Genomic DNA, 24,985 nt, shown 5'->3' on the forward strand with positions numbered 1-24,985 from the left:
CCGACCAACAGGATAAGTTCCCGCTCCCCACGGCTATTCCTGGAGACCGAAGGTGTTGACCATGGCAATCGACACCTCTGTCCCCACTCCCTCGGCTCCGCCGAAGCTCGCAGGCCGCGCGCGGCTGATCCTCTTCGTGCTGTGCGCCGCGCAGTTCATGGTCGCCCTCGACTTCTCCGTACTGAATGTGGCGCTGCCCGATCTCGGCAGGGACCTGGGGCTCAGTCAGTCCGCCCTGCAGTGGGCGGTAACGGCCTTCGCGCTGCCCTCCGGCGGCTTTCTGCTGCTGTTCGGCCGGATCGCCGATCTGTACGGGCGGCGCAGGCTCTTCCTGACCGGGCTCGCCCTCTTCGGCGCCGCGTCGGTCCTTGCGGCGCTCGCCTGGAACCCGGCGGCGTTCCTGGCCGGGCGGGCGTTGCAGGGCCTCGGCGCAGCGGTCATCGTGCCGACCGGCATGGCCCTGCTGACCACCACCTTCCCCGAAGGCCCGCAGCGGGACCGGGCGTTGGGCATCAGCGGCACACTGCTGTCGCTCGGCTTCACCGTCGGCATGGTGCTGGGCGGCGTGATGACCGACCTGCTGGGCTGGCGCTCCACGATGGGTCTGCTGGCCCTGTTCACGCTGATCGTCCTGCCGCTGGCGCCGGGGCTGCTGCCCGAGTCCCGTACGCCGGACCGGCCGCGGCTCGACGTGCCCGGCGCGATCACCGTCACCGGCGGTCTGCTCGCGCTGATCTACGCCCTGTCCACGGCGGCCCAGCATGGCTTCGGCGGCGCGGACGTCCAGGTCACGCTGGTCGCGGGCGTCGCGCTGCTGATCGCCTTCGGGGTGGTCGAATCCCGGTCGGCCGCGCCGCTGGTCTCACTTCCGATGCTGCGGCGGCGGACGGTGGCCTGGGGCAATCTGGGCGGCCTGGTCACCTTCTCGATGATGAGCACCGTCGTCTTCGTCCTCACCCTGTATCTCCAGGAGACCCTGGAGCTCTCGGCGTTCCGGACGGGTCTGGTCTTCGGCGTCCAGGGCGTGCTCTCAGCCGTCGCCGGTACGTACGCCCCGAAGGTCATCGGCCGCCTCGGTGCCCGGCGCACCCTGGTCTACTCCCTGCTCGGCCAGGGCCTGTTCGTGGCGGCACTGCTGGGCCTCGGCACGGAGTCGGGCGCGCTGCTCGCGACGGCCGCGGTGTCGCTGGCGAGCATGTGCCATCTGGGCGCGATCATCTCGTACGGACTGACGGTGACGTCGGGCGTCCCGGACGAGGAACAGGGCCTGGCGACGGGTCTGGTCACGACGACGCAGCAGGTGGGGATCACGATCGGCATCCCGCTGCTGGGGGTGCTGGCGACGACGCAGGGGTCACTGTTCGACGGCGTGCGGATGGTGCTGGGGGTCGACGCGGCGATAGTGGTGGGGGCGGCGGTGCTGGTGGGGGTGGGCCTGCGGAGGGCGCGGGGGTAACTCCTGCGGCGGGGCTTTTCCCCACCCCGCCCCTTCCCGTAACCGGGGATCTGCCCCGGACCCCGGACTGCGGGGGCTGCGCCCCCAGACCCCCGAACGCGACCTTCGGCCGCGTGTCCTCAATCGCCGGACGGGCTTGATTGTGCGGCCCAGCCGCACAATTCAAGCCCCGCCGCAGGCGGCCGCCCTACCCCCGGTCCAGGCGGAGCCGGTCCGCCCTCGGGAGGCCCGCCACCACCAAGTCGTAGGAGTCCTCGATCAGCTCACGGACCATCCGGTCCGGCAGCTCCCCCACCGTCACCGTGTTCCAGTGCCGCTTGTTCATGTGCCAGCCCGGCACAATCGCCGCGTACTCCCCCCGCAGCCGCACCGCAATCTCCGGCTCACACTTCAGGTTCACCTTCAGCGGCTCCGCATCCAGCGCGCCGAGCGCAAAAAGCTTGCCGTGGACCTTGAACACCGATGTCTCCGGCCCGAACGGAAACTCCTCCACCGCCGCGTTGAATTCGAGGCAGAACGCCCTCAGTTCCTGTGCCTTCACGCCGCCGCGTCCCCTTCCGGCCGCACCGGCTCCGCCAGCACCGTGACGATCTTGTTCCGGCGGCCGGCCGGGGACTCGGCGGTCAGGCGCAGCGCACGCCCGTCCGGCAGGTCCACCACCGCGGACGCGCCCGCGATCGGGACGCGGCCGAGTGCCTTCGCCAGCAGGCCGCCGACCGTCTCCACGTCCTCGTCGTCCAGTTCGTCGAGGCCGTAGAGCTCGCCGAGGTCCCCGATGTCGAGCCGGGCGGTGACCCGGAAGCGCCCGTTGCCGAGTTCCTCGACCGGCGGCAGTTCACGGTCGTACTCGTCCGTGATCTCGCCGACGATCTCCTCCAGGATGTCCTCGATCGTGACGATGCCCGCCGTCCCGCCGTACTCGTCGATGACGACCGCGACATGGTTGCGCTTCTGCTGCATCTCGCGCAGCAGGTCCCCGGCGTTCTTGGTGTCCGGCACGAACACCGCCGGCCGCATCGCCGTCGACACCAGGTCCGACTCCGACTCGCGGTTGATGTGCGTCTTGCGCACCAGGTCCTTGAGGTAGACCACACCCACGATGTCGTCCTCGTTCTCCCCGGTGACGGGGATCCGCGAGAAGCCCGAGCGCAGCGCGAGCGTCAGCGCCTGCCGGATCGTCTTGTAGCGCTCGATACAGACCAGATCGGTCCGCGGCACCATCACTTCGCGTACGAGTGTGTCGCCGAGCTCGAAGACGGAGTGCACCATTCGCCGCTCGTCGTCCTCGATCAGGGACTCCTGCTCGGCCAGGTCCACCATCGCCCGCAGCTCGGCCTCGCTCGCGAACGGGCCCTTGCGGAAGCCCTTTCCGGGGGTGAACGCGTTGCCCAGCAGGATCAGCAGCTGCGGAATCGGGCCCATGATCCTGGCGAGCGGCAGCAGGACGTAGGCCGCGGCCGTCGCCGTGTTCAGCGGATGCTGGCGGCCGATCGTGCGTGGTGAGACGCCGACCGCGACATAGGAGACGAGCACCATCACACCGATCGCGACGAGCAGCGCCTGCCAGGTCTCGGTGAACTCCTCCAGGCAGACGTAGGTGACCAGCACCCCCGCCGCCATCTCGCAGGACACTCGCACCAGCAGGGCGACATTGAGATAGCGGGTCGGGTCGGCGGCGACCTGCGCCAGCTTCGCGGAGCCGCGCCGCCCGTTGCGTACGGCCTCGGCGGCGCGAAAGCTCGAGACGCGGGCGAGGCCGGCCTCCGCGCACGCAGCCAGCCAGGCGACGACGACCAGCAGAATCGCGCCGAAGATCAGTTGACCGGTCATGAGACGGTCGGCGCCGGGGACGGACCGCTCAGGCCCTTCTCCGCCCGCCAGCCGTCCACGATCGCCGCCTGCAGACCGAACATCTCGGCCTTCTCGTCCGGCTCCTCGTGGTCGTAACCGAGCAGATGCAGCACTCCATGGACCGTCAGGAGCTGGAGCTCCTCGTCCATGGAGTGCTGCGTCGGCGCCTCTTCGCCCTGCTTCTTGGCGACTTCGGGGCAGAGCACGATGTCACCGAGGAGCCCCTGCGGGGGCTCCTCGTCGTCCTTGACCGGCGGGCGCAGCTCGTCCATCGGGAAGGACATGACATCCGTCGGACCGGAAAGGTCCATCCACTGGATGTGCAGCTGCTCCATGGCCTCGGCGTCCACGACGATCACCGAGAGCTCGGAGAGCGGGTGGATACGCATCCGCGCGAGCGCGTAGCGGGCGACATCGAGGATCGCCTGCTCGTCGACCTCGGTTCCGGACTCGTTGTTGACGTCGATCGACATGGTGCGCTGTGACTACTTCCCGTTTTGGCTGTCGTACTTCTCGTACGCGTCGACGATACGGCCGACGAGCTTGTGCCGTACGACATCCTGCGAGGTGAGCAACGAGAAGTGCACGTCCTGCACGCCGTCCAGGATGTCCCGGACCTGGCGCAGACCGCTCTTGGTGCCATTGGGCAGGTCGACCTGGGTGACGTCACCCGTGATGACGATCTTCGAGTCGAAGCCGAGCCTCGTCAGGAACATCTTCATCTGTTCGGGATTCGTGTTCTGCGCCTCGTCGAGGATGATGAACGCGTCGTTCAGCGTCCGTCCTCGCATGTACGCCAGCGGCGCGACCTCGATCGTGCCCGCCGCCATCAGCCGCGGGATCGAGTCGGGGTCGAGCATGTCGTGCAGCGCGTCGTAGAGCGGCCGCAGATACGGGTCGATCTTCTCGTAGAGCGTGCCGGGCAGGAAGCCCAGCCGCTCGCCCGCCTCGACGGCGGGCCTGGTCAGGATGATCCGGGTGACCTGCTTGGACTGCAGGGCCTGGACCGCCTTGGCCATGGCGAGATACGTCTTGCCGGTACCGGCGGGGCCGATGCCGAACACGACCGTGTGCTTGTCGATCGCGTCGACGTACCGCTTCTGGTTGAGGGTCTTGGGGCGGATGGTGCGGCCGCGGCTGGAGAGGATGTTCTGGGTGAGCACCTCGGCCGGGGTCTCGTCCGCTCCGTTGCCGTTCTCGCTCGCCTTGAGCATGGCGATCGAGCGTTCCACTGCGTCCTCCGTCATCGGCTGACCGGTGCGGAGCACCAGCATCATCTCGTCGAACAGGCGCTGGATCAGTGCGACTTCCGCCGCGTCGCCGACCGCGCTCACCTGATTGCCCCGGACATGGATGTCGGCCGCCGGGAAGGCCTTTTCGATCACGCGCAGCAGGGCGTCACCCGAACCCAGGACAGTCACCATCGGATGCTTGGCGGGGACGGTGAACTGGGCTCGCGCCTCCCCGGGCGCTGGGGGTCCCCCCACGCCCCCGGGGCGTAGGGGGCGGGTCTGGGCGTTAGGTGTCTGAGTCATGGGCCGGCTCTGTGGCCTGCACATACCTCCCGTTGCAGGGTTCTCGCTGCTCGACAACCTCTGGAACACCAGCGTACGACTTGACACTGACAAGGCCGAGGGCTTTTCCGGCGGGCCCCCGCGGAACTACGCGGAGCGGCCGAAGCCGATGGTCGGGACGGCTCTGCGCAGGGGCCAGGGCCGGGCCTGCGCGGGCAGCAGGGCCGCGAGGAAGGCGTACCGGCGCAGGGCCGCCGGGTCCTGGTCGGCGAAGCCCTGGACCTGCTGCCACCAGGCCCCGACCTCGGACCAGCCGGGGGCGGAGAGCGATCCGCCGAATTCCTGCACCGACAGGGCCGCGGTCAGCCCGGCGAAGGCGGTGCGGTCGGCGAGCGGCCAGCGGGCGAGGGTGCCGGTGACGAACCCGGCCACGAAGACATCACCGGCGCCCGTCGGGTCGAGCGCCTCCACCTCGATGGCCGGGACCTGTGCACTCTCGCCGGTCGCGCCGTCCACGGCGTACGCGCCCTCCGCACCGAGGGTGACGACGACGAGCGGTACGCGGTCGGTGAGGGCGTGGGCGGCGGCGCGCGGGCAGTCCGTGCGGGTGTAGCGCATCGCCTCCTCGGCGTTGGGCAGGAAGGCCTCGCAGTGCTCCAGATCGGCGAGGTCGGCCGGGTCCCAGCGGCCGGTGTCGTCCCAGCCGACGTCCGCGAAGACGCGGGTGCCCTTGCGCGCTGCCTGGGCGATCCACTCGGCGCGGCCGGGGGTGAGGGAGGCGACGGCGGCCCTGGCGGGCGGCGGGCAGTCGGGGGCGGGCTCGGGCGGCGGGGCCTCGTGGCCGTGGGAGACCATGGTGCGCTCGCCCTCGTACGCCATGGAGACGGTGACGGGCGAGTGCCAGCCGGGCACGGTGCGGGAGAGGGTGAGGTCGATGCCCTCGCCCTGTTCCAGGGCGTCCCAGCAGTACTCGCCGTAGTGGTCGTCCCCGAACGCGGCGGCGAGCGAGGTCCGCAGCCCCAGCCGGGCGAGCGCGGTGGCCATATTGGCGACGCCGCCGGGGCTGGAGCCCATGCCGCGGGCCCAGGACTCGGTGCCGCGGACGGGGGCGGTGTCGAGGCCGGTGAAGATGATGTCGAGGAAGACGTTGCCGGTGAGGTAGACGTCGCAGGCCGGGTCGGCGGGGGTGCGCACAGCGGCAAGGGGGTCCAGACCGGCGGCAGTGTGGTCCCGTTGCTCTCCGTGTCGAGTGGTCACCGTGCCCGCCGCTCCTGGTACGTGGTGCAGATCAGGCCAGTGTGCCTGACAGAGCCCCCATCTCGCCCCTCCTCGCAACCGGAGCTGTCCCTGGCGGGTCGCTACCAGCGGGGTACGGGCGGCGCCGTCCAGCCCGGCTCGGCGACCCGCATCGCCGCCGCGTCGTCCCGGTCCCGCAGGGTGCCGTCGTCGTCGAGCCAGCGCCGGTGCAGGCGGGCCAGCTTGTTGCGGTCGAGTTCGACGCCGAGTCCCGGCAGGTCGCTCACGGCCAGGCGACCGTCCTTGAATTCGAGGCGCTCGGTGATCACGTCCTCGGTCTGCCACGGGTAGTGGCTGTCGCAGGCGTAGTCCAGATTGGGTACCACGGACGCGACATGGGTCATGGCGGCGAGGCTGATGCCCAGATGGGTGTTGGAGTGCATGGACAGGCCGACCCCGAACGTCCGGCAGATCGCGGCCAGTTCACGGGTGTTGCGCAGCCCGCCCCAGTAGTGGTGGTCGCTGAGGACGACCTGCACGGCCCCGCGGGCGAAGGCCTCCGGGATCTCGGCGAAGGTCGTCACACACATGTTGGTGGCCAGCGGTACGTCGGTGCCGGCCGCGACCGCGGCCATCCGGTCCGTGGTGCTCGCCGGGTCCTCCAGGTATTCGAGGACGTCGCCCAGTTCCTCGGCGACCCTCAGTGAGGTCTCGACCGACCAGGCGCCGTTGGGGTCGAGCCGCAGCGGCTGCCCCGGGAAGGCCGCCGCCAGTGCGCGGACCGCCGCGATCTCCCGGTCCGGCTCGAAGACGCCGCCCTTCAGCTTGAAGGAGGTGAAGCCGTAGTCACGGGCGAGGCGACGGGCCTGCGCGACGACCCCCGCCGGGTCGAGCGTCGCGCCCCAGTCGTCGGACTCCCCCGCGCCGCCGGGGTGTTCGGCCCACCGGTAGAAGAGATACCCGCTGTACTGGACGGCGTCCCGCACCTTGCCGCCGAGCAGCGCGTGCACGGGCAGTCCGAGGGCCTTGCCGAGCGCGTCGAGGCAGGCGACCTCGAAGCCGGAGACGACCGAGAGCCGCAGCTTGTCGGCGGTCTGCACGCCGCGCAGACCGCCGGCGTCGACGGCGTCCGCACCGGTGGCTGCGGCGGAGTCGCCGCACACCAGGCCCGCGAGCCGGTGCAGCCCGTTCACATCGCTGACCGGGCTGCCGGTCAGCGCTTCCGCCAACGGGGCGGCCAGGTCGAGGTACTTGGCATCACCGTAGGTCTCACCGACACCGGTGACGCCGCCCGCGGTGACCACCTCGACGACGAGCCGGGGGGTGTACGGCTGGTGCACGCCCTGCGTGTTGAGCAGCGGGGGGTCGGCGACGAGGATCGGGGTGAGCCGCACCTCGGTGATGGTGAGGTCGTTGCCGGTGCTCATGCCGTCTCCCCATATGGATGGCGTACACGTATGGGAATGGAGATTAGATACGCGACCGGTCAGCGTCAATGGCAAGTCACCGGGTTCGTGGTGAGCGTGGGCCAGGGGCGTTGGTGGTTGCTGTCCGGTGGGTGGTTTCGCAGGCGGACCGCAGCGGGATGACCTTGCATCCGCATCTCAATCGCCGGACGGGCCGAAAAATCAAGCCCGTCCGGCGATTGAGGACAGCGGGCCGGAGGTCGCGTACGGGGGTCCGGGGCGAAGCCCCCGGCAGTCGGGGGTCCGGGGCGGAGCCCCGGTTGAGGGAACGGGCGGGGTGGGGGAAGGCCCGCCGCAGGCGTCCCGGGGCCTATTCCGCGCCCGCCGCCTCGAACTCGTACGCCTCCACCTCCGTCAGCAACCGCCCCCTCCGCTCCTCGTCGTCCTCCAGGAACGACGCCACGAACGAATTGCGCGCCAGCTCCCGCAGCTGCTCCTCGCCAAGCCCCAGCGCCTCGTGCACCGCACGGAAGTTGTCCCCGACATAGCCGCCGAAGTACGCCGGATCGTCGGAGTTCACCGTGCACAGCAGGCCCTCGGCCATCATCCGAGGCAGTGGGTGTTCCGCCAGCACGTCCACGGCCCGCAGGCGCACGTTGGACAGCGGGCAGAGCGTCAGCGGAATCCGTTCCCGGGCCAGGCGTGCCACCAGGTCCGGGTCCTCCATGCAGCGCAGGCCGTGGTCGATGCGCTCGACACCGAGGATGTCCAGGGCCTCCCTGATGTACGCCGACGGTCCCTCCTCGCCCGCGTGGGCGACCTTGCGCAGGCCGAGCGCGGCCGCGGCCTCGTACACCTCGCGGAACTTCGACGGCGGATGACCGGCCTCCGCCGAGTCCAGACCCACCCCCGTGATCCGGTGCAGATACGGCTGCGCGGCCTGAAGCGTCTCCATCGCCGACTCCGCGGACTCGTCCCGCAGGAAGCACATGATCAGCCGGGTGGAGACGCCGTACCGCTCCTCGCCCGCGTCCAGCGCACGGGCCAGCCCCTCCACCACCGTGCCGAGCGGCACACCACGCGACGTGTGCGCCTGCGGGTCGAAGAAGATCTCCGCGTGCCGCACGCCCTGCTCGGCCGCGCGCGCCAGATACGCGTCGGCGAGATCGGCGAAGTCGTCCTCGGTGTGCAGCACGGCCATCAGGCCGTAGTACAGGTCCAGGAACGACTGCAGATCCTGGAAGAGATACGCGCGGCGGAGCTCCTCCGTGTCCTTGTACGGCAGCGTCACGCCGTTGCGCGCGGCGAGCGCGAACGCGAGCTCCGGCTCAAGGGTGCCTTCGATGTGGAGGTGCAGTTCGGCCTTGGGGAGTGGCACGGCTTTCCCGCTCACTGCTGACGTTTGGGGAAGGGGACGCGCAGCAGATCCTGAGCGACGGTCAGATCACCGTCGAAGCCCGCCGCCCGCGCCTGCCTCTCGAACTCTCCCCCAGACTCCGTCCGGGAGGTGCCCCCAGGCTCGTTGTACCGCTGCGAGAAGTGCGTCAGCACCAGATGCCGCACACCCGCCTCGCGGGCCGCCGCGGCCGCCTGGCCCGCGGTCAGGTGACCATGGTCGGCGGCAAGTTGATGGTCCCCGTCGAGGAACGTGGACTCGATGACGAGCATGTCGCAGCCCTCCGCCAGCGCGTGTACGCCGTCACAGAGCCGGGTGTCCATCACGAACGCGAACCGCTGGCCCTTGCGGACCTCGCTGACCTGATCCAGCGTGACGCCGTTGACGTGGCCCTCGCGCTGGAGCCGGCCCACGTCCGGGCCTTTGATGCCGTGCTCGGTGAGCTTCTCCGGCAGCATCCGGCGGCCGTCCGGCTCGACGAGGCGGTAGCCGTACGACTCGACCGGGTGCGACAGCTTGCGCGCCTCGAGGGTGTACGAACCGGTCGCGGCCAGCAGCCCGTCCGCCGCGACCGGGGCGGGGGCGAGCTCGGCCGTCTCGCGGTATGCCGTCGCGTACCGCAGCCGGTCGAAGAAGCGCTGCCCGCTCGCCGGATAGTGCACGGACACCTCGTGCGGCACCCGGTCGAGGTTGATCCGCTGGATCACTCCGGCGAGCCCCAGGGAGTGATCGCCGTGGAAGTGCGTCACGCAGATCCGGTTGATGTCGTGCGCGGCGACGCCGGCCCGCAGCATCTGCCGCTGCGTGCCCTCGCCGGGGTCGAAGAGGATGCCCTCGCCGTCCCAGCGCAGCAGATAGCCGTTGTGGTTGCGGTGCCGGGTCGGGACCTGGCTGGCCGTGCCGAGCACGACCAATTCACGTACGGACAAGGTGAGCCGGCTTTCGTTATCCGGGGGGCCACGCGAGGCCGCGGCCGCCCAGCAGGTGCGCGTGCGCGTGGAAGACGGTCTGGCCCGCCCCGGCGCCGGTGTTGAAGACGATGCGGTATCCGGTGCCGTCGATCTTCTCTTCGGCGGCGACTTCGCCGGCCACGCGCAGCACATCGGCGACGAGCTGGGGCTCCGCCGCGGCAAGGGTTGCGGCGTCGCGGTAGTGCGCCCTGGGGATGACCAGGACGTGTGTCGGGGCCTGTGGGTTGATGTCGCGGAAGGCGACGATCTGCTCGGTCTCGCGTACGACCGTGGCCGGCACCTCCCCCGCGGCGATCTTGCAGAACAGGCAGTCAGCCTGCGGTTCTCCCGCCATGCCGGGCTCCTCCTCGCGTGAGTGCACTGGGACCGGCATCGTATCGAGTGATCGGGTTCGCGGGCGCGGTGTGCCAGGGGCGTTGGAGGAGTCACCTGGGTTCGCGGGCAGGCCCCGGCCGTCGCGCAGAGCCCCAAGCCCGCCCGACCGCGCCGCGCCCCCCAGGCGACCCGCACCGCCTACGGCAGCACCGGCGGCGACTTCGCCGGGTTCTCCGACAGCACCGCCAGCGCCATCCGCACCGCCTCGTCCAGCTGCGGGTCACGCCCCGCCGCGTGGTCCTGCGGAGACATCACCACCTCCACATCCGGATCGACGCCGTGGTTCTCCACACCCCAGCCGTACCCCTCAAGCCAGAAGGCGTACTTGGGCTGAGTGACCAGCGTCCCGTCCACCAGCGAGTACCGGCTGTCGATACCGACGACCCCGCCCCATGTGCGCGTGCCCACCACCGGACCGATCCCCAGCGCCTTGATCGCCGCGTTGACGATGTCGCCGTCCGATCCCGAGAACTCGTTCGCCACCGCGACGACCGGGCCGCGCGGCGCGTCCAGCGGATAGCTGAACGGCTGCATCCCGCGCGGCAGGTCCCAGCCCACGATCCGCCGCGCCAGTTTCTCGACGACGAGCTGCGACGTATGGCCGCCGCGGTTCTCCCGTACATCCACGACCAGGCCCTCGCAGGCGACCTCGACCCGCAGATCCCGGTGGATCTGGGCCCAGCCCGGCGCCTGCATGTCGGGGACGTGCAGATAGCCGAGCCGGCCGCCGGACCTCTCATGGACGTATGCGCGCCGGCCCGCCACCCAGGCGTGGTACCGCAGCGGCTCCTCGTCGGCGAGCGGGACGACGACCGCGTGCCGCGGATCGCCGCCGCCCGCCGGGGAGATGGTCAGTTCGACGGGCTTGCCCGCCGCGCCGACCAGCAGCGGCCCGGGCCCGGCCACCGGGTCCACCGGCCGGCCGTCCACCGCGAGGATCGCGTCGCCCGCGCGCACCGCGACGCCCGGCGCGGCCAGCGGCGAGTGGGCCTTCGGATCGGACGTCTCGGACGGCAGGATGCGGTCGATGCGCCAGGCGCCGTCCGCCGCGCGGGAGATGTCCGCACCGAGCAGCCCCTGCCGCGTCGAACTGTCCCCGTACCAGCTGCGCGGCGTGACGTACGCGTGCGAGGTGCCGAGTTCGCCCTGCACCTCCCAGAGCAGGTCGATCAGATCGTCGTGGGTGGCCACCCGCGAGAGCACCGGGCGGTAGCGGTCCAGTACGTCGTCCCAGTCGACGCCGCCGAGGTCGGCGCGCCAGAAGTTGTCGCGCATCAGCCGGCCGGCCTCGTCGTACATCTGCCGCCACTCGGCTGCCGGGTCGATGCTGCCGCGTACGCGCGAGAGGTCGACGGTGATGTTGGTGTCGCTGTCCTCGTCGCGCGAGGCCCTGCGGTCGCTGGGCACGACCTTGAGCGTGCCGTCGGTGTACAGCAGCACCCGCTTGCCGTCGCCGCTGACCGAGTAGCTCGTGGCGTCGGCGGAGAGCTCCTCGACCCGCTGCTGGACGAGATCGAACCGCTCCAGCTCCGTCCGGGGCCCCGGGTCGTCCGGCGTTGCACGGGTCGCGCCGAGGACGCCGCGCACCGGGTGGCGCAGCCACAGCAGCCCGTCCTTGGCGGCGCGCAGTGTCGAGTAGCGGGCGGCCTCGACGGGGAACGGCACTATCTGGTCCGCGAGCCCGTCGAGGTCGATGCGCGTGACCGCGACGTCTTCCGCGTCCTGTCCGCCGTCCTTGTCCTTGTCGGCGTCGAAGGCGCGGCCGTGGCGCTGCGGGCCGAACGGCGACGGTGTGGTGGCCGCCAGCGTGATCAGGTGCGGGCGGCAGCCGCCGACGAAGGCGAGGTCGAAGACATGTGTGTCGTAGACCGGGTCGAAGGCCCGCTCGGAGAGGAAGGCGAGATGCTTTCCGTCAAGGGTGAAGACGGGCTGGAAGTCCCGGAAGCGCAGCGGGGTGGCCTCGGAGACCGACAGATCGGCGGTGTTGGCGAGCTTCAGCTGGCGCAGCGGGTCCGGTCCCGCGTGCGACCAGGCGAGCCAGCCGGAGTCGGGCGAGAAGGCCAGCCCGTTGGCCTCGCCGTGCTTGCTGCGGTCGACCTCGCGGACCTCGCCCGACTCGCGTTCCACGAGGAGTACGCGGCCGTCGTGGGAGGCGACAGCGGCGCGGCTGCCGTCGGGCGCCACGGCGAGGCTCAGTACGCGGCCGAGCCGTCCCGCACCGAGCCTGCGGGGCGTGGCGCCGGGTCCGGTGGCCGGGGCGAACTCGAGCGCGTCCTCGCCCTCGGCGTCGGTGACCCAGACGACCTGCTCCTCGCCGTCCACCCGGAAGGTGCGGGGCAGCCTGGCCCGGACGCCGGGCTCCACGGCGAGCGCCCGCGCGGGCCCCTCGCGGTGGGTGACCCAGTGGATGCCGCCGCGGATCTCCACGGCGCTGCCGCGCCCGGTGTGGTCGGGCGTGGCGGTGCCCAGGTTGTGGTCGGCCCTGACCGGGCGGGGGCGCAGATCGGTGCGCTGACCGCCCAGGCGGATGTCGAGCCGGCGGGGCTCTGCCGTGTCGAGGTCGTCGAGGAGCCACAGTTCGCCTGCGCAGGCGTAGGCGACGCGGGTGCCGTCGGTGGCGGCGTGGCGGGCGTAGAACCCGTCGACCGGAGTGTGCCGCCGCAGATCGGCCCCGTCCGGCAGGGACGAGTACACCGCCCCCACCCCTTCGTGGTCGGAGAGGAACGCGACCCTCTCCCCCACCCACAGCGGATACTCGATGTTCCCGTCGAGCTCCTCATGCAGGCGTACGAACTCCCCCTCGCCCGCCCGGTCGATCCACAACTTGCCCGCCGTACCGCCCCGGTAGCGCTTCCAGGCGGCGGCCTCGCGCCCCATGGTGGCGGAGAGCAGCAGGACGTGCGGTCCGTACGCGACGTCGCCCACCGGCCCGTACGGCAGCACGGTCGCGGGCCCGCCGTCGAGCGGGACCGCCCGCGCCCAGGTGCGGCGCAGCGAGGCCTGGCCGTGGGTGCTGATCGCGAGGATCTCGCCGTCCGGGGTCCAGCCGCGTACGGACGTCTTGATGCTGCCCCAGTACGTCAGCCGGTCCGTGGGCCCGCCGTCGATGGGCGCCAGATGCACCTCGGGGGCGCCGTCCCGGTACGAGGACCAGGCTATGTGCGTACCGTCGGGCGAGATCCTGGGATGGTTCACCGGAACGTTGTCGGCGCTGACACGCCACGCCCGGCCTCCGTCGAGCGGGGCGACCCAGACGTCGTCCTCTGCGGTGAAGGCGATCAACTCGCCGTGGACATGCGGGTACCGGAGGTAGGCAGGGTGCGTCACACCGTCACCCTAGGCAGGGTGCCGCCGCCCGGTCACGCCTTTGGGGATCACTTGCCCGGCGGGTCGCGTGTCTCGGTCACCGTCACAGTCACCGTGACGGTGGGCCGCGGCTGCCCGCCCGGTGGGGTGGGCGAAGGGGCGCTGCTGGACGCGGCGTTGCAGTTGCCGAGGACGCTGGCCTCGAAGACGACCTTGCCGTCGATCCTGGCGATCAGGTCGCCGCGTACGCAGGCGCCGGAACGCTCCTCCGTCACCTTGCCCTTGAGCGTGATCTTCTGGCCGGAGTCGGTCTCCCCCTGGCAGTCGACGGTGGCAACGCCCGCGCCCGACGACGGCGTGGACGACCCGGCACCGGCCTTCCCGTCGCCGATCTTCGCCGTACAGCTCAGCCAGCGCACCTTGAAGCCGATCCGCTCCAGCGTGCTGGTCGCCGTCTTGTCGGTGGTGACCGCGACCGCGACGGAGCTCAGCCCGCCGTTCGCCGGCTCACAGGCCGCCACGCCCACAACTGCCGCCCCTGCGGCGCCGATTGTGACAAGGGCCCGCCGGTACCGCGTTCGTCTCATGCCCCGCATAGACGGCAGCGTGACACCTACTCCCCCGGGAGGAAAAGAGTGGTTGCGGACACAAATCCCCCGTACGGTCGATGACATGACCAGGAAGCCGAATCGCCCGCGCCGGCTCGTCGTCGACGCCGACACGGTCTACCTGTGGAAGGTGGGCCACCAGCACACGCCAGTCGCCGGACGCTTCCGGGACTGCCGTACGACGCTGTCGCTGCGGCATGAAGGCACGACGCCGCGTCTTGTGATCGCATTCCGCGAGGCCGCGGGCCGGTTCATCGCGGACGGCTACTACTGGCCACCGGGGTCGGTGGGTGACACCGCGCAGAACGAGCTGAACCTGTACGAGCCGGGAGCGGCACGCCGGCTGATCGACGTGGCGACGGCGCGTGGGCTGCTGCCGGCGCCGCCGGGGACGACGGAGGTGGACGGCTGGCCACTCTTCGACGCGGTGGTGGCAGGCGCCGACCGACAGCCGGTTTCGGTTCAAAGCCAGGGCAGCCGGGGCCGCTGGGACAGCTAGGACCAGCGGCCGGTGCGGCCCAGCAACAGCGCCGTCGCGGCCGTGCCGGCGGTGGAGGTCCGCAGCACGCTGCTCCCCAGCCGGTACGGCTTCGCACCCGCCTCGGCGAACGCCGCCAACTCCTCGGGGGACACGCCCCCTTCGGGCCCCACCACCAGCACGATCGACCCCTGCGAGGGCAGTTCCGCGGTGGCCAGCGGCTCGGCGCCCTCCTCGTGCAGCACGGCCGCGAAATCGGCTTCGGCCAGAAGTGCCGCAACCTGCTTGGTCGTTGCCGCGTCCGCGACCTCGGGAAAGCGGAGCCTGCGCGACTGCTTGCCCGCCTCGCGCGCTGTGGCCCGCCACTTGGCGAGGGACTTGGCCCCCCGCTCGCCCTTCCACTGCGTGATACAGCGCGCGGCGGCCCAGGGCACGACGGCGTCCACGCCGGTCTCCGTCATGGTCTCGACGGCGAGTTCGCCGCGGTCGCCCTTGGGGAGGGCCTGAACGACGGTGATACGGGGCGTGGGCTCGGGCTCGGTGGGAAACTGCAGCGGTTCGACGATCAGCCGGTCCTTGCCCTCGGTCCGCAGCACCACACCTGCCGCGCCGCGGCCTCGCCCGTCCGTCAGTACGACGTCCTCACCGGACTGCAGCCTGCGTACGGAGACAGCGTGCCGCCCTTCGGGCCCGTCCAGGGTGATCAGCGCACCCGGGCCCACGCCGTCCAGTGAGTCGACGAGGAACACGGGCGCGGTCATCGGGAGCTGCCCAGCGCGAGCGCGGCGCGCGCCGAGTCGGCTTCGGCGGCGAGGACCTCGACGAGCTGCCCGGCGGGCAGCTCGCGGGCCATCCGGTGGCCCTGACCGGCCCACAGCGCCATACCCTGCGGGTCGCCCGCCTTGGCGGCGGCCTTGCGCAGGCCGCTGGTCAGGTGGTGCACCTCGGGGTAGGCGGCGGGGGCGTACGGGCCGTGCTCGCGCATGAAACGATTCACCAGGCCGCGGGCCGGCCGCCCGGAAAAGGCCCGGGTCAACTCCGTGCGTACGAACAGCGGATTCGTCATGGCCTGCTTGTGCAGCGCATTGGCGCCGGACTCGGGGCAGACCAGGAACGCGGTCCCGAGCTGCCCGGCGACCGCGCCCGCGGCGAGCGCGCCGGCGATCTGCCCGCCGCGCATCAGGCCGCCCGTGGCGATGATCGGCAGCTGTACGGTCTCGCGGACCAGCGCGATGAGCGAGAGCAGCCCGATCCCGGCACCGTCGGACTCGGGATCGTCCCGGTGCGTGCCCTGGTGTCCGCCCGCCTCGATGCCCTGCACACACACGGCGTCGGCACCGGCCCACTGGGCGGCCTGCGCCTCGTCGGGCGAGGTGACGGTGACGACGGTGAAGGTGCCGGCCTTGGCGAAGGAGTCGAGCACGTCACGGGTCGGGCAGCCGAAGGTGAAGGAGACGACGGGAACGGGGTCGTCGAGCAGGATGGCGAGCTTGGCCTCGTACCCGTCGTCGCGCCCGGAGTCGGGGTCGCCCAGCGGCGTCTCGTACCAGGCCGCCTCACCGGCGAGCTGGTGCCGGTATACCTCGACGGCGGCGGGGTCGGCGGTGCCCGGCTGCGGCATGAAGAGATTCACGCCGAAGGGCTGCGAGGTGAGCCCGCGGACCTGTTTGACCTCCTGGTACATGCCGTCCGCGGTCTTGTACCCGGCAGCGAGAAACCCGAGCCCACCGGCGTCGGACACGGCGGCGGCCAAGGGGGGACAGGATGCGCCGCCCGCCATGGGGGCCTGCACGATCGGGTGCCGGCAGAGATCGGTCAGTGCGGAGGACATGCAGGCATGGTGCCACGTCGCTCGCGCGGCACCGAATCGGGTGTTCGGTGCCCGAAAAAGGGCGCCGACGGGGGTGTGCGGGCCCCGGTGCGGCGCCCCGGCCGGGCTGTGGGGCGCGTTTTTGCGCACCCCACACGCCGACAGGCACACGCGGCGCCCGGCCCCGACCTACCGACCGTTGAACGCGTCCTTCAGGCGGGAGAACAGGCCCTGCTGGCCCGGCTGGAACTGGCCCAGTGGCCGTTCCTCGCCGCGCAGCTTCGCCAGATCCCGCAGCAGCCTCTCCTGGTCCGCGTCCAGCTTCGACGGCGTCATCACCTCGACATGCACGATCAGGTCGCCACGCCCCCCGCCCCGCAGGTGCGTGATCCCGCGCCCGTGCAGCGGGATCGACTGGCCCGACTGCGTGCCCGGGCGGATGTCGACCTCTTCCATCCCGTCCAGCGTCTCCAGCGGGCACTTCGTGCCCAGCGCCGCCGCCGTCATCGGGATTGTCACCGTGCAGTGCAGATCGTCGCCGCGCCGCTGGAAGACCGGGTGCGGCAGCTCGTGGATCTCCACATACAGATCACCCGCGGGGCCGCCGCCCGGCCCGACCTCACCCTCACCGGCGAGCTGGATGCGCGTCCCGTTGTCGACGCCGGCCGGGATCTTGACCGTAAGCGTCCGGCGGGACCGCACACGCCCGTCGCCCGCGCACTCGGGGCACGGCGTCGGCACGACCGTGCCGAAGCCCTGGCACTGCGGGCACGGCCGCGAGGTCATGACCTGTCCCAGGAAGGACCGCGTCACCTGCGAGACCTCACCACGGCCACGGCACATGTCACACGTCTGCGCCGAGGTGCCCGGCGCGGCACCCTCACCGGAGCAGGTGGTGCACACGACGGCCGTGTCGACCTGGATGTCCTTCGTCGTACCGAAGGCGGCCTCGTTGAGGTCGATCTCCAGGCGGATCATCGCGTCCTGGCCGCGCCGCGTACGCGACCTCGGCCCCCGCTGCGACGCCGTCCCGAAGAACGCGTCCATGATGTCCGAGAAGTTCCCGAAGCCACCGGCTCCGAAGCCGCCCGCGCCACCGCCGCCCGCCTGCGACAGCGGGTCCCCGCCGAGGTCGTAGACCTGCTTCTTCTGCGGGTCCGACAGCACCTCGTACGCGGCGTTGATCTCCTTGAAGCGCTCCTGCGTCTTCGGGTCCGGATTCACATCCGGGTGGAGTTCACGGGCAAGCCGGCGGAAGGCCTTCTTGATCTCGTCCTGGGACGCGTCGCGGCGTACGCCGAGTACGGCGTAGTAGTCCGTGGCCACTTACGACTCCGCCAGGATCTGTCCGACGTAACGTGCCACTGCGCGTACCGCTCCCATCGTTCCGGGGTAGTCCATGCGGGTCGGTCCGACCACGCCGAGTTTGGCAACTGCCTCGTCGCCCGAACCGTAGCCCACCGCGACGACGGACGTGGAGTTGAGGCCCTCGTGGGCGTTCTCATGACCGATCCGTACGGTCATGCCCATGCCGCCCGATTCCTTCGCCTCACCGAGCAGCTTGAGGAGCACCACATGCTCCTCGAGCGCCTCCAGCACCGGCCTGATGGTCAGCGGGAAGTCGTGCCCGAAGCGGGTCAGATTGGCTGTGCCGCCGATCATCAGCCGCTCCTCGGTCTCCTCGACCAGGGTCTCGAGCAGGGTCGAGAGCACGGTGGTGACGGTCCCGCGGTCCTCCGACTCGAAGGACTCGGGAAGGTCCTGCACCAGCTGCGGCACATCCGCGAAGCGGCGCCCGACGACCCGGCTGTTGAGCCGGGCCCGCAGGTCCGCGAGCGAGCTGTCGCCGAACGGCTCGGGGCAGTCGATCATGCGCTGCTCGACCCGCCCGGTGTCCGTGATCAGCACGAGCATCAGCCGGGCCGGCGCGAGGGAGAGGAGCTCCACGTGCCGGACGGTGGACCGGGTCAGCGAGGGGTACTGGACGACGGCGACCTGCCGGGTCAGCTGCGCCAGCAGCCGTACCGTACGGCCGACCACGTCGTCCAGGTCGACGGCTCCGTCCAGGAAGCTGTGGATGGCGCGCCGCTCGGGCGACGACAGCGGCTTGACGCCGGCCAGCTTGTCGACGAAGAGCCGGTAGCCCTTGTCCGTCGGGATACGGCCGGCGCTGGTGTGCGGCTGGGCGATGTAGCCCTCGTCCTCCAGCACGGCCATGTCGTTGCGGACGGTCGCCGGCGAGACGCCGAGCTTGTGACGCTCGGTGAGCGCCTTGGAGCCGACGGGCTCCTCGGTGCCGACATAGTCCTGGACGATGGCGCGCAGCACCTCGAGTCTGCGTTCGCTGAGCATCGCGCACACCTCCAGCTGTGGTTCCTCGGTGGTGCCTGGCACTCGCTGCGTACGAGTGCCAGCATTTCCCCGTGCCAGTGTACGGCGGTGGGGTACGCACCTAGCAAGGGCTGCCCGGCCGGGGCGGCCGACCACGCCACCGCGCGCTGTGCTGGTCGTTGCCAGTAGCGTCGCGGTATGGACGTCGGTTGGGAAGACTTCGGCTGGGAGCGGTTGGCCGACGGGGTGGGGCGTCGACGGCTGCCGGTCTGGGACGCGACCACCGGTTTGATCGCCGGTGAGGACCGTGTCCTCATGTACGACACGGGCTCCACACTGCGGGAGGGCGCCGAGCTGCGCACTCAGGCGCAGGGGCTGATGGCCGGCCGCCGGGTGACGCATATCGCACTGAGTCATCCCCACTTCGACCATGTACTGGGGACCGCGGCGTTCTCGGGGACCGAGGTGTACGGCGCGGTGGGCGTCGCGGATCTCATGAGGCGGGACCGGGACGCGATCCGGGGCTCGGCGGTACGTCACGGGGTCCTGGCCACCGACGCGGCGGAGGCGGTCGACGTGCTGGTGGTGCCGCAGCACCTGGTGTGCGGCGAGTGGACGCTGGACCTGGGCGGCCGACAGGTGCTGCTGGCGAACGTGGGCCCCGGTCATTCGGGCCACGACCTCGCGGTGCTGGTGCCGGGGGACCCGGAGGTGGTGTTCTGCGGCGACCTGGTGGAGGAGTCCGGCGAGCCGCAGGCGGGCCCGGACGCGATCCCGTCCCGCTGGCCGGCGGCGCTGGACCGGCTGCTGTCCCTGGGCGGCGAGGACGCGGTGTACGTGCCGGGGCACGGGGCGGTCGTGGACGCGACGTTCGTACGCGCGCAGCGGGACATGCTGGCGGCGCGCTTCGGGGTGTCGTAGCGTCGCCGAATGCGCAGCTACAGCCCGGATCTGACCCCGCCTTGGAAGAAGTCGCAGCCCGCACCGGAGGTGCCGGCCGAGCCCGATCTGGTCGTGGAGGAGGTCGGAACGGGCTTCTGCGGTGCGGTGATCCGCTGTGAGGCGGGGACGGTGACGCTGGAGGACCGCTTCGGCAAGCACCGGGTCTTCCCGCTGGAGCCGCGGGGCTTCCTCCTGGAGGGGAAGGTGGTCACCCTCGTCCGCCCCTCGGCTGCGGGCCCGGCCCGCCCGGCCCGTACCGCCTCGGGTTCGATAGCGGTCCCGGGCGCGCGCGCCCGCGTCGCCCGTGCGGGCCGCATTTACGTGGAGGGCCGCCACGACGCGGAGCTCGTGGAGCGGGTCTGGGGCGACGACCTGCGCATCGAGGGAGTCGTCGTCGAATACCTGGAGGGCATCGACGACCTCCCGTCGATCGTCGCCGACTTCGCCCCCGGCCCGGACGCCCGCCTCGGCGTCCTGGTGGACCACCTGGTCCCCGGCTCGAAGGAGTCCCGCATCGCGGACCGGGTCACGGGTGCGGACGTACTGGTGGTGGGCCACCCCTACATCGACGTGTGGGAGGCGGTGAAGCCCTCGTCGGTGGGCATCCCGGCGTGGCCGTCGATCCCGCACGGCCAGGACTGGAAGACGGGCGTCTGCCGCGCACTGGGCTGGCGGGAGAACACGGGGGCGGCGTGGCAGCGGATTCTGTCCGGGGTGCGGTCTTACAAGGATCTGGAGCCGGAGCTGCTGGGGCGGGTGGAGGAGCTGATCGACTTCGTGACGCCGTAGGAATTCAAACCCCTCCGGCGATTGAGAAGCTGGGGTCCCCCCACGCCCGCAGGGCGTAGGGGGAGGGTTCGGGGCGGGGCACCCGACTCGGGAACGGCCCGCAGGGCCCAGCCCCGTCAGTCCACCAGGTCCCGCACAACTCCGTCCGCCAGCAACCGCCCCCGCAACGTCAGCACCGCACTCCCCGCCTCGTACGGCCCCGCCTCCAGCAAGCCGTCCGCCAGTGCGCGGCCCGCAGCCGCGAGGCCCGTCGGCCGGAGCAGCGACAGTGGCACGCCCTCGCGCAGGCGCAGTTCCAGCAGCACGCGCTCCACCCGGCGGTCCTGCGGCGAGAGCACCTCGCGGCCCGCCCCCGGCGACCGCCCCTCCGCCAGCGCCGCCGCATACGCGCCCGGGTGCTTCACGTTCCACCAGCGCACCCCGCCCACATGGCTGTGCGCCCCGGGTCCCGCGCCCCACCAGTCCGCGCCGCGCCAGTACAGCTCGTTGTGCAGGCACCGGCCCGCCCGGGAGGTCGACCAGTTGGAGACCTCGTACCAGTCGAAACCGGCGCGCGACAGCACGTCGTCGGCGATCAGATACCGGTCCGCGTGGACGTCGTCGTCCGTCATCGGGACCTCGCCGCGCCGGATCCGCCGCGCCAGCTGCGTGCCCTCCTCCACGATCAGCGCGTACGCCGAGATGTGGTCGGGACCCGCGCCCACCGCCGCCGCGAGCGACGCCCGCCAGTCGTCGTCGGACTCCCCCGGCGTGCCGTAGATCAGGTCCAGGTTCACATGGCCGAAGCCCGCCACCCGCGCCTCCGCCACGCACGCCTCGGGCCGCCCCGGTGTATGCGTACGGTCCAGCACCTTCAGCACATGCTGCCGGGCGCTCTGCATCCCGAAGGAGATCCGGTTGAAGCCGCCCTCCCGCAGCTCCGCCAGATACTCGGGGTTCACCGACTCCGGATTCGCCTCGGTGGTGATCTCCGCGTCGTCCGCCAGCCCGAACTCCTCCCGTACGGCATCCAGCATCCGTACGAGATCGCGGGCGGCGAGCAGCGTCGGCGTACCGCCTCCGACGAACACGGTCCGGACCTGTCGCGGGTCGTCGCCCAGCACCTTCCGGGCCAGCCTCACCTCGTCGCCGAGCGTCGCGGCGTAGTTGTCGCGGGAGGCCAGCACGCCGCCCGAACCCCGCAGCTCGGTCGCCGTGTAGGTGTTGAAGTCGCAGTAGCCGCAGCGGGTCGCGCAGTACGGCACATGCAGATAGAAGGCGAGCGGCCGGTCTCCGGCGCCCTCGAGCGCGGACGCGGGCAGCGCCCCGTCCTCGGGCATCGGCTCACCATCGGGCAGTACGGAAGGCATGCCCCCCATTGTCCGTCACCCGGGACGGGGCTCGGCACGTCGCCCGGGGGCACCCGGACGCGGGGCCCCCGGACGGCTACTGCGCCCGCAGCACCAGCAGCGCAAGATCGTCCCCCGGCGGCGTCTCCGCGAACTCGTGCACCGCCTGCCTGATCCGCTCGGCCACCCCCTGCGCGGTGAGCCCCGCGCAGCTCGCCAGCACCCGCGCGAGCCCGTCCCCGTCGTCGAACATCCGGGCCCCCGAGCGCCGCTCCGTCACCCCGTCCGTGACGCACAGCAGCGTGTCGCCCGGCTCCAGGTCGAAGGTCTGGCTCTGGTAGGCCACGTCCTCGACGACCCCGAGCAGCACCTGCGGCTCCGCCGCCGTAAGCACCCGGCCGTCGGGCCTCAGCAACAGCGGCAGCGGATGGCCCGCGCTCGCGACGGTGCACCGCACGCCGCCCTGCGCAAAGGGCACCAGCTCGCCGTAGAGGACGGAGAGGAACCGCGCCTGCGACCCCTCCGGCAGCCCCTGCCCGCCCGCGGCGGCCACCATCAGCGCGGCCGCCTCGGCCGCCTCCATCGCATCGTCGAGGAGGAGTCCGTTCAGCCGGTCGAGCACCGCGCCGACCTGGTATCCCTCGCGGGCGAGCAGCCGCAGCCAGGGCCGGGCGAGCCCGGTCACGACAGCGGCCTCGGGCCCGCTGCCCTGGACGTCGCCGAGCATGAAGCACCAGCGGCCGCCCGAGCCGGCCGGGAAGATGTCGTAGAAGTCGCCGCCCGCGACTGAGTCGTCGCTCGGCTCGTACACCAGGAACTGGTCGACGCCAGGGATCTCCCCGACCTTGCCCGGCAGCAGCCCGCGCTGCAGGATCTTGCTGATGGTGGCCTGCCGGGTGTACTGGCGGGCCGCGCCGATCGCCAGAGCCACCCGCCGCGCGAAGTCCTCGATCAGCGCGGTCACTTCGTCGGGCACCCGCCCCGGCCCGTGCCGGGCGACGACCAGTGTGCCGAGCCCGCGCCCGCCCGCGACGAGTCGGTAGGCCAGCGCCGTCCCCTCGTCCGCGCCCGATTCACCCTCGGTCGGCCAGGGGATGGGCACCGGCCCGTTGCGCGGTGTTTCGGGCAGCCGTGGCGGCTCCTTGCCGAGGACCTCACGCAGCCTCTCGATCCGGGACTCGTCGCCGTGCCAGACCCGGGCGAGCCGCTGCGCGGCCCCCGACGGGCCGCCCGTCCCCCACCCCGCGTGCCCGCCCTCGCCCTCCAGCCAGATCGCGCACCAGTCGGCGAGCCGCGGCACCAGCAACTGCCCCGCGAGCGCGGCCACCATGTCCTCGTCGAGCTGCCCGGCGAGCAGGTCGGAGGCCTCGGCAAGGAAGGAGAGCGCGCCTCGGCTGACCCAGTCCTGGTCCTCACGGACGGCGCGGCGCGGCGCGGGCGCAAGGATCTCGGCGGCGCGCAGTCCGCGTTGCAGTGCCGGTTCGGCGCCGGGCAGCGGGCAGGTGTCCCAGCCGTCGACGGGCAGCCGGGCCCAGACGGTCTTGAGGGCCGCGAGGTAGGTGATGCCCCAGCGCTCCGCGAGGGCGCCGACGAGTTGGAGACCGCGCCCGTACTCGGGGGTGCCGGCCCGGTCCTCGCCGTCCGGTTCGTTCCGTACGGCCCTGGCCGGGTGGTGGTCGGAGACCTCGATCACCAGCGCGGCGGGCTCACCGTCGGCCTGCTCCTCGAGACGGCAGAGGAGTTCGACGGTGGTGCCCGCATGCACGACGGCGTTGGTGACCAGTTCGTTGACGACGAGTACGGCGTCGTCCACGAGCCGGTCCGTACTGTGCCGGCCCGGCGGGCAGCCCCCGCTGCCGGCCGTCCCCCGGCAGAAGGCGCAGGTGGCGAGCAGGCCGAGGTTGGTCCAGTCGGCGAGGGCGGCCCGTACGAAGCGGCGTGCGGCGGACGGCGCGAGGGGATTGCCCGGAAGGCTGGTGCGCGAAATCGACCGCACGTCATCCCGTAACGGGTACAACGGTGTTGAGCGCTGGACGGTGTCGCGCTGCATCGGAAGGGACCCCACGGTGCGGCTCCTGGTCGGTTCTGGCAATGCGCCGCTAATGACACCGACAGAGTGACAGACTGAGCCTGCCCATAAGCGCCGAGTCACCGAAGTGGGCGATATGAATAAAGACCTTGCGCTCTCGCCCGCCCCACCGGCTGCCCAGCCGCCCCCCGACGGGGCCTGGATACGCGTGGCGGAGCTGCGCCCTCTGCTGGCCGCGATGACGGCCCTGCGGGACGGAGACTTCAAGGTACGTGTGCCGGAAACCCATGAGGGCATGTCGGCGGAGCTGGCGGCGATGTTCAACCAGATCGCCGTGCGCAATCAGCACTTCGCGGATGAACTGACCCGGGTGCGCCGGGAGGTGGTGCGGCACGGCAGGCTGGACGACCGACTGTCGGCGAGCCCCGGCCAGGGCGCCTGGACCTCCGGAGTCATCAGTACGAACGCGCTGCTGGACGCCCTGGTGGTACCGGCCGCCAACGCCACCCGGGTGCTGGACGCGGTGGCGGGCGGCGATCTCACGCAGCGGGTCGATCTGCACGACGGCAACCGCCAGTTACGCGGCGATCTGCGCCGTCTGGGCCGCGCGGTCAACAAGATGGTCGATCAGTTGTCCCTGTTCACCGGCGAGGTGACCAGGGTGGCGCGCGAGGTGGGCACCGAGGGCCGGCTCGGCGGGCGTGCCAAGGTGCAGGGCTTGTCCGGCAGTTGGCGGGATGTGACCGAGGCGGTCAACACCATGGCCGCCCGGCTGACCGCGCAGGTGCGCGACATCGCCGCGGTGACCACGGCGGTGGCGCGCGGCGACTTGACCCGTACGGTCACGGTCGAGGCGACCGGCGAGCTCCTGGAGCTGAAGCTCACCGTCAACACCATGGTCGACCAGCTCTCGGCCTTCGCCGACGAGGTCACGCGGGTGGCCCGCGAGGTCGGTACGGAGGGCCAGCTGGGCGGCCGGGCCCAGGTCCGCGGCGTATCCGGCGTCTGGAAAGACCTCACCGACAACGTCAACTTCATGGCGTCCAACCTGACCTCCCAGGTCCGCAATATCGCGCAGGTCACCACCGCGGTCGCCAACGGCGACCTGTCCCAGAAGATCACGGTCGACGCCCAGGGCGAGATCCTGGAGCTGAAATCG

The 24,985-nt window shown here is 71.5% G+C and carries 22 protein-coding genes; 5 read left to right on the forward strand and 17 right to left on the reverse strand.

From position 1 onward, the window contains the following. Positions 1 to 61: 61 nt before the first annotated feature. Positions 62 to 1,456 carry an MFS transporter gene (locus tag ACI2LP_RS06045; RefSeq protein WP_404723346.1) on the forward strand — a complete coding sequence of 465 codons (1,395 nt, stop codon included), beginning with the start codon at positions 62 to 64 and terminating at the stop codon, positions 1,454 to 1,456. Between the two features lie 187 nt (positions 1,457 to 1,643). Here ACI2LP_RS06045 and ACI2LP_RS06050 read toward each other — a convergent pair whose 3' ends face one another. The 11 genes from ACI2LP_RS06050 to ACI2LP_RS06100 form a co-directional block, all read right to left on the reverse strand. Further along, entirely contained in the window at positions 1,644 to 1,997 is a 354-nt protein-coding gene (locus ACI2LP_RS06050; protein ID WP_404723347.1) for an MmcQ/YjbR family DNA-binding protein, read from the reverse strand. Continuing rightward, the gene (locus tag ACI2LP_RS06055) at positions 1,994 to 3,286 is read right to left on the reverse strand and encodes a hemolysin family protein (RefSeq protein ID WP_404723348.1); all 1,293 of its coding nucleotides are present in this window, start codon (positions 3,284 to 3,286) and stop codon (positions 1,994 to 1,996) included. Before ACI2LP_RS06055 ends, ACI2LP_RS06050 begins: the two co-directional genes overlap by 4 nt. Beyond that, positions 3,283 to 3,780, reverse strand: coding sequence for an rRNA maturation RNase YbeY (ybeY, locus tag ACI2LP_RS06060; protein WP_404723349.1), 498 nt, complete (start codon positions 3,778 to 3,780; stop codon positions 3,283 to 3,285). Before ybeY ends, ACI2LP_RS06055 begins: the two co-directional genes overlap by 4 nt. A 12-nt stretch (positions 3,781 to 3,792) precedes the next feature. Beyond that, the gene (locus tag ACI2LP_RS06065; protein ID WP_404723350.1) at positions 3,793 to 4,842 is read right to left on the reverse strand and encodes a PhoH family protein; all 1,050 of its coding nucleotides are present in this window, start codon (positions 4,840 to 4,842) and stop codon (positions 3,793 to 3,795) included. Between the two features lie 126 nt (positions 4,843 to 4,968). Continuing rightward, positions 4,969 to 6,078 (reverse strand): carbohydrate kinase family protein, encoded by a 1,110-nt coding sequence (locus tag ACI2LP_RS06070; protein WP_404723351.1) that lies wholly within the window; start codon positions 6,076 to 6,078, stop codon positions 4,969 to 4,971. A 101-nt stretch (positions 6,079 to 6,179) separates the two neighbouring features. Further along, the gene (locus tag ACI2LP_RS06075) at positions 6,180 to 7,484 is read right to left on the reverse strand and encodes a glucarate dehydratase family protein (RefSeq protein ID WP_404723352.1); all 1,305 of its coding nucleotides are present in this window, start codon (positions 7,482 to 7,484) and stop codon (positions 6,180 to 6,182) included. Positions 7,485 to 7,833: 349 nt separating this feature from the next. After that, positions 7,834 to 8,841, reverse strand: coding sequence for an adenosine deaminase (locus ACI2LP_RS06080; protein ID WP_404723353.1), 1,008 nt, complete (start codon positions 8,839 to 8,841; stop codon positions 7,834 to 7,836). A gap of 11 nt (positions 8,842 to 8,852) precedes the next feature. After that, positions 8,853 to 9,788 (reverse strand): ribonuclease Z, encoded by a 936-nt coding sequence (locus ACI2LP_RS06085; RefSeq protein ID WP_404723354.1) that lies wholly within the window; start codon positions 9,786 to 9,788, stop codon positions 8,853 to 8,855. Between the two features lie 16 nt (positions 9,789 to 9,804). Beyond that, entirely contained in the window at positions 9,805 to 10,164 is a 360-nt protein-coding gene (locus tag ACI2LP_RS06090; RefSeq protein WP_404723355.1) for a histidine triad nucleotide-binding protein, read from the reverse strand. A 179-nt stretch (positions 10,165 to 10,343) separates the two neighbouring features. Beyond that, complete coding sequence (locus tag ACI2LP_RS06095) at positions 10,344 to 13,532, reverse strand: S41 family peptidase (protein ID WP_404723356.1); 3,189 nt, start codon at positions 13,530 to 13,532, stop codon at positions 10,344 to 10,346. Positions 13,533 to 13,579: 47 nt separating this feature from the next. After that, positions 13,580 to 14,098 (reverse strand): hypothetical protein, encoded by a 519-nt coding sequence (locus ACI2LP_RS06100; protein ID WP_404723357.1) that lies wholly within the window; start codon positions 14,096 to 14,098, stop codon positions 13,580 to 13,582. Between the two features lie 85 nt (positions 14,099 to 14,183). Here ACI2LP_RS06100 and ACI2LP_RS06105 point away from each other — a divergent pair, with 85 nt between their 5' ends. Next, entirely contained in the window at positions 14,184 to 14,618 is a 435-nt protein-coding gene (locus ACI2LP_RS06105; protein WP_404723358.1) for a hypothetical protein, read from the forward strand. Here ACI2LP_RS06105 and ACI2LP_RS06110 read toward each other — a convergent pair. The 4 genes from ACI2LP_RS06110 to hrcA all read right to left on the reverse strand — a co-directional run bounded on the left by ACI2LP_RS06110 (position 14,615) and on the right by hrcA (position 18,759). Continuing rightward, positions 14,615 to 15,358, reverse strand: coding sequence for a 16S rRNA (uracil(1498)-N(3))-methyltransferase (locus tag ACI2LP_RS06110; RefSeq protein WP_404723359.1), 744 nt, complete (start codon positions 15,356 to 15,358; stop codon positions 14,615 to 14,617). The two genes, ACI2LP_RS06105 and ACI2LP_RS06110, sit on opposite strands and share 4 nt — an antisense overlap. Further along, complete coding sequence (locus ACI2LP_RS06115) at positions 15,355 to 16,428, reverse strand: nitronate monooxygenase (protein ID WP_404723360.1); 1,074 nt, start codon at positions 16,426 to 16,428, stop codon at positions 15,355 to 15,357. Before ACI2LP_RS06115 ends, ACI2LP_RS06110 begins: the two co-directional genes overlap by 4 nt. 168 nt (positions 16,429 to 16,596) lie before the next feature. Continuing rightward, a complete protein-coding gene (gene dnaJ, locus ACI2LP_RS06120; RefSeq protein ID WP_404723361.1) occupies positions 16,597 to 17,733 on the reverse strand; it encodes a molecular chaperone DnaJ in 1,137 nt (378 codons plus the stop codon). Further along, positions 17,734 to 18,759 carry a heat-inducible transcriptional repressor HrcA gene (gene hrcA, locus ACI2LP_RS06125; protein ID WP_404723744.1) on the reverse strand — a complete coding sequence of 342 codons (1,026 nt, stop codon included), beginning with the start codon at positions 18,757 to 18,759 and terminating at the stop codon, positions 17,734 to 17,736. It lies immediately after the preceding gene. Positions 18,760 to 18,936: 177 nt separating this feature from the next. Between hrcA and ACI2LP_RS06130 the strand changes: the two genes are divergently transcribed. Further along, positions 18,937 to 19,659, forward strand: coding sequence for an MBL fold metallo-hydrolase (locus tag ACI2LP_RS06130; protein WP_404723362.1), 723 nt, complete (start codon positions 18,937 to 18,939; stop codon positions 19,657 to 19,659). 9 nt (positions 19,660 to 19,668) lie between these two features. Next, complete coding sequence (locus tag ACI2LP_RS06135) at positions 19,669 to 20,469, forward strand: DUF3097 domain-containing protein (protein ID WP_404723363.1); 801 nt, start codon at positions 19,669 to 19,671, stop codon at positions 20,467 to 20,469. A gap of 116 nt (positions 20,470 to 20,585) precedes the next feature. Here the strand turns inward: ACI2LP_RS06135 and hemW are convergent, their stop codons facing one another. Both hemW and ACI2LP_RS06145 read right to left on the reverse strand, forming a co-directional pair. Beyond that, positions 20,586 to 21,818, reverse strand: a complete 1,233-nt coding sequence (gene hemW, locus ACI2LP_RS06140) for a radical SAM family heme chaperone HemW (protein ID WP_404723364.1) — start codon at positions 21,816 to 21,818, stop codon at positions 20,586 to 20,588. A gap of 76 nt (positions 21,819 to 21,894) precedes the next feature. Continuing rightward, the gene (locus ACI2LP_RS06145) at positions 21,895 to 23,847 is read right to left on the reverse strand and encodes a SpoIIE family protein phosphatase (RefSeq protein ID WP_404723745.1); all 1,953 of its coding nucleotides are present in this window, start codon (positions 23,845 to 23,847) and stop codon (positions 21,895 to 21,897) included. A gap of 217 nt (positions 23,848 to 24,064) precedes the next feature. On the opposite strand from ACI2LP_RS06145, the gene ACI2LP_RS06150 reads away from it, so the two are divergent. Further along, a partial coding sequence (locus ACI2LP_RS06150) for a HAMP domain-containing protein (RefSeq protein WP_404723746.1) occupies positions 24,065 to 24,985 on the forward strand: 921 nt, incomplete at its 3' end.

Source organism: Streptomyces sp. NPDC019890 (assembly GCF_044903445.1).
Taxonomy (GTDB): domain Bacteria; phylum Actinomycetota; class Actinomycetes; order Streptomycetales; family Streptomycetaceae; genus Streptomyces.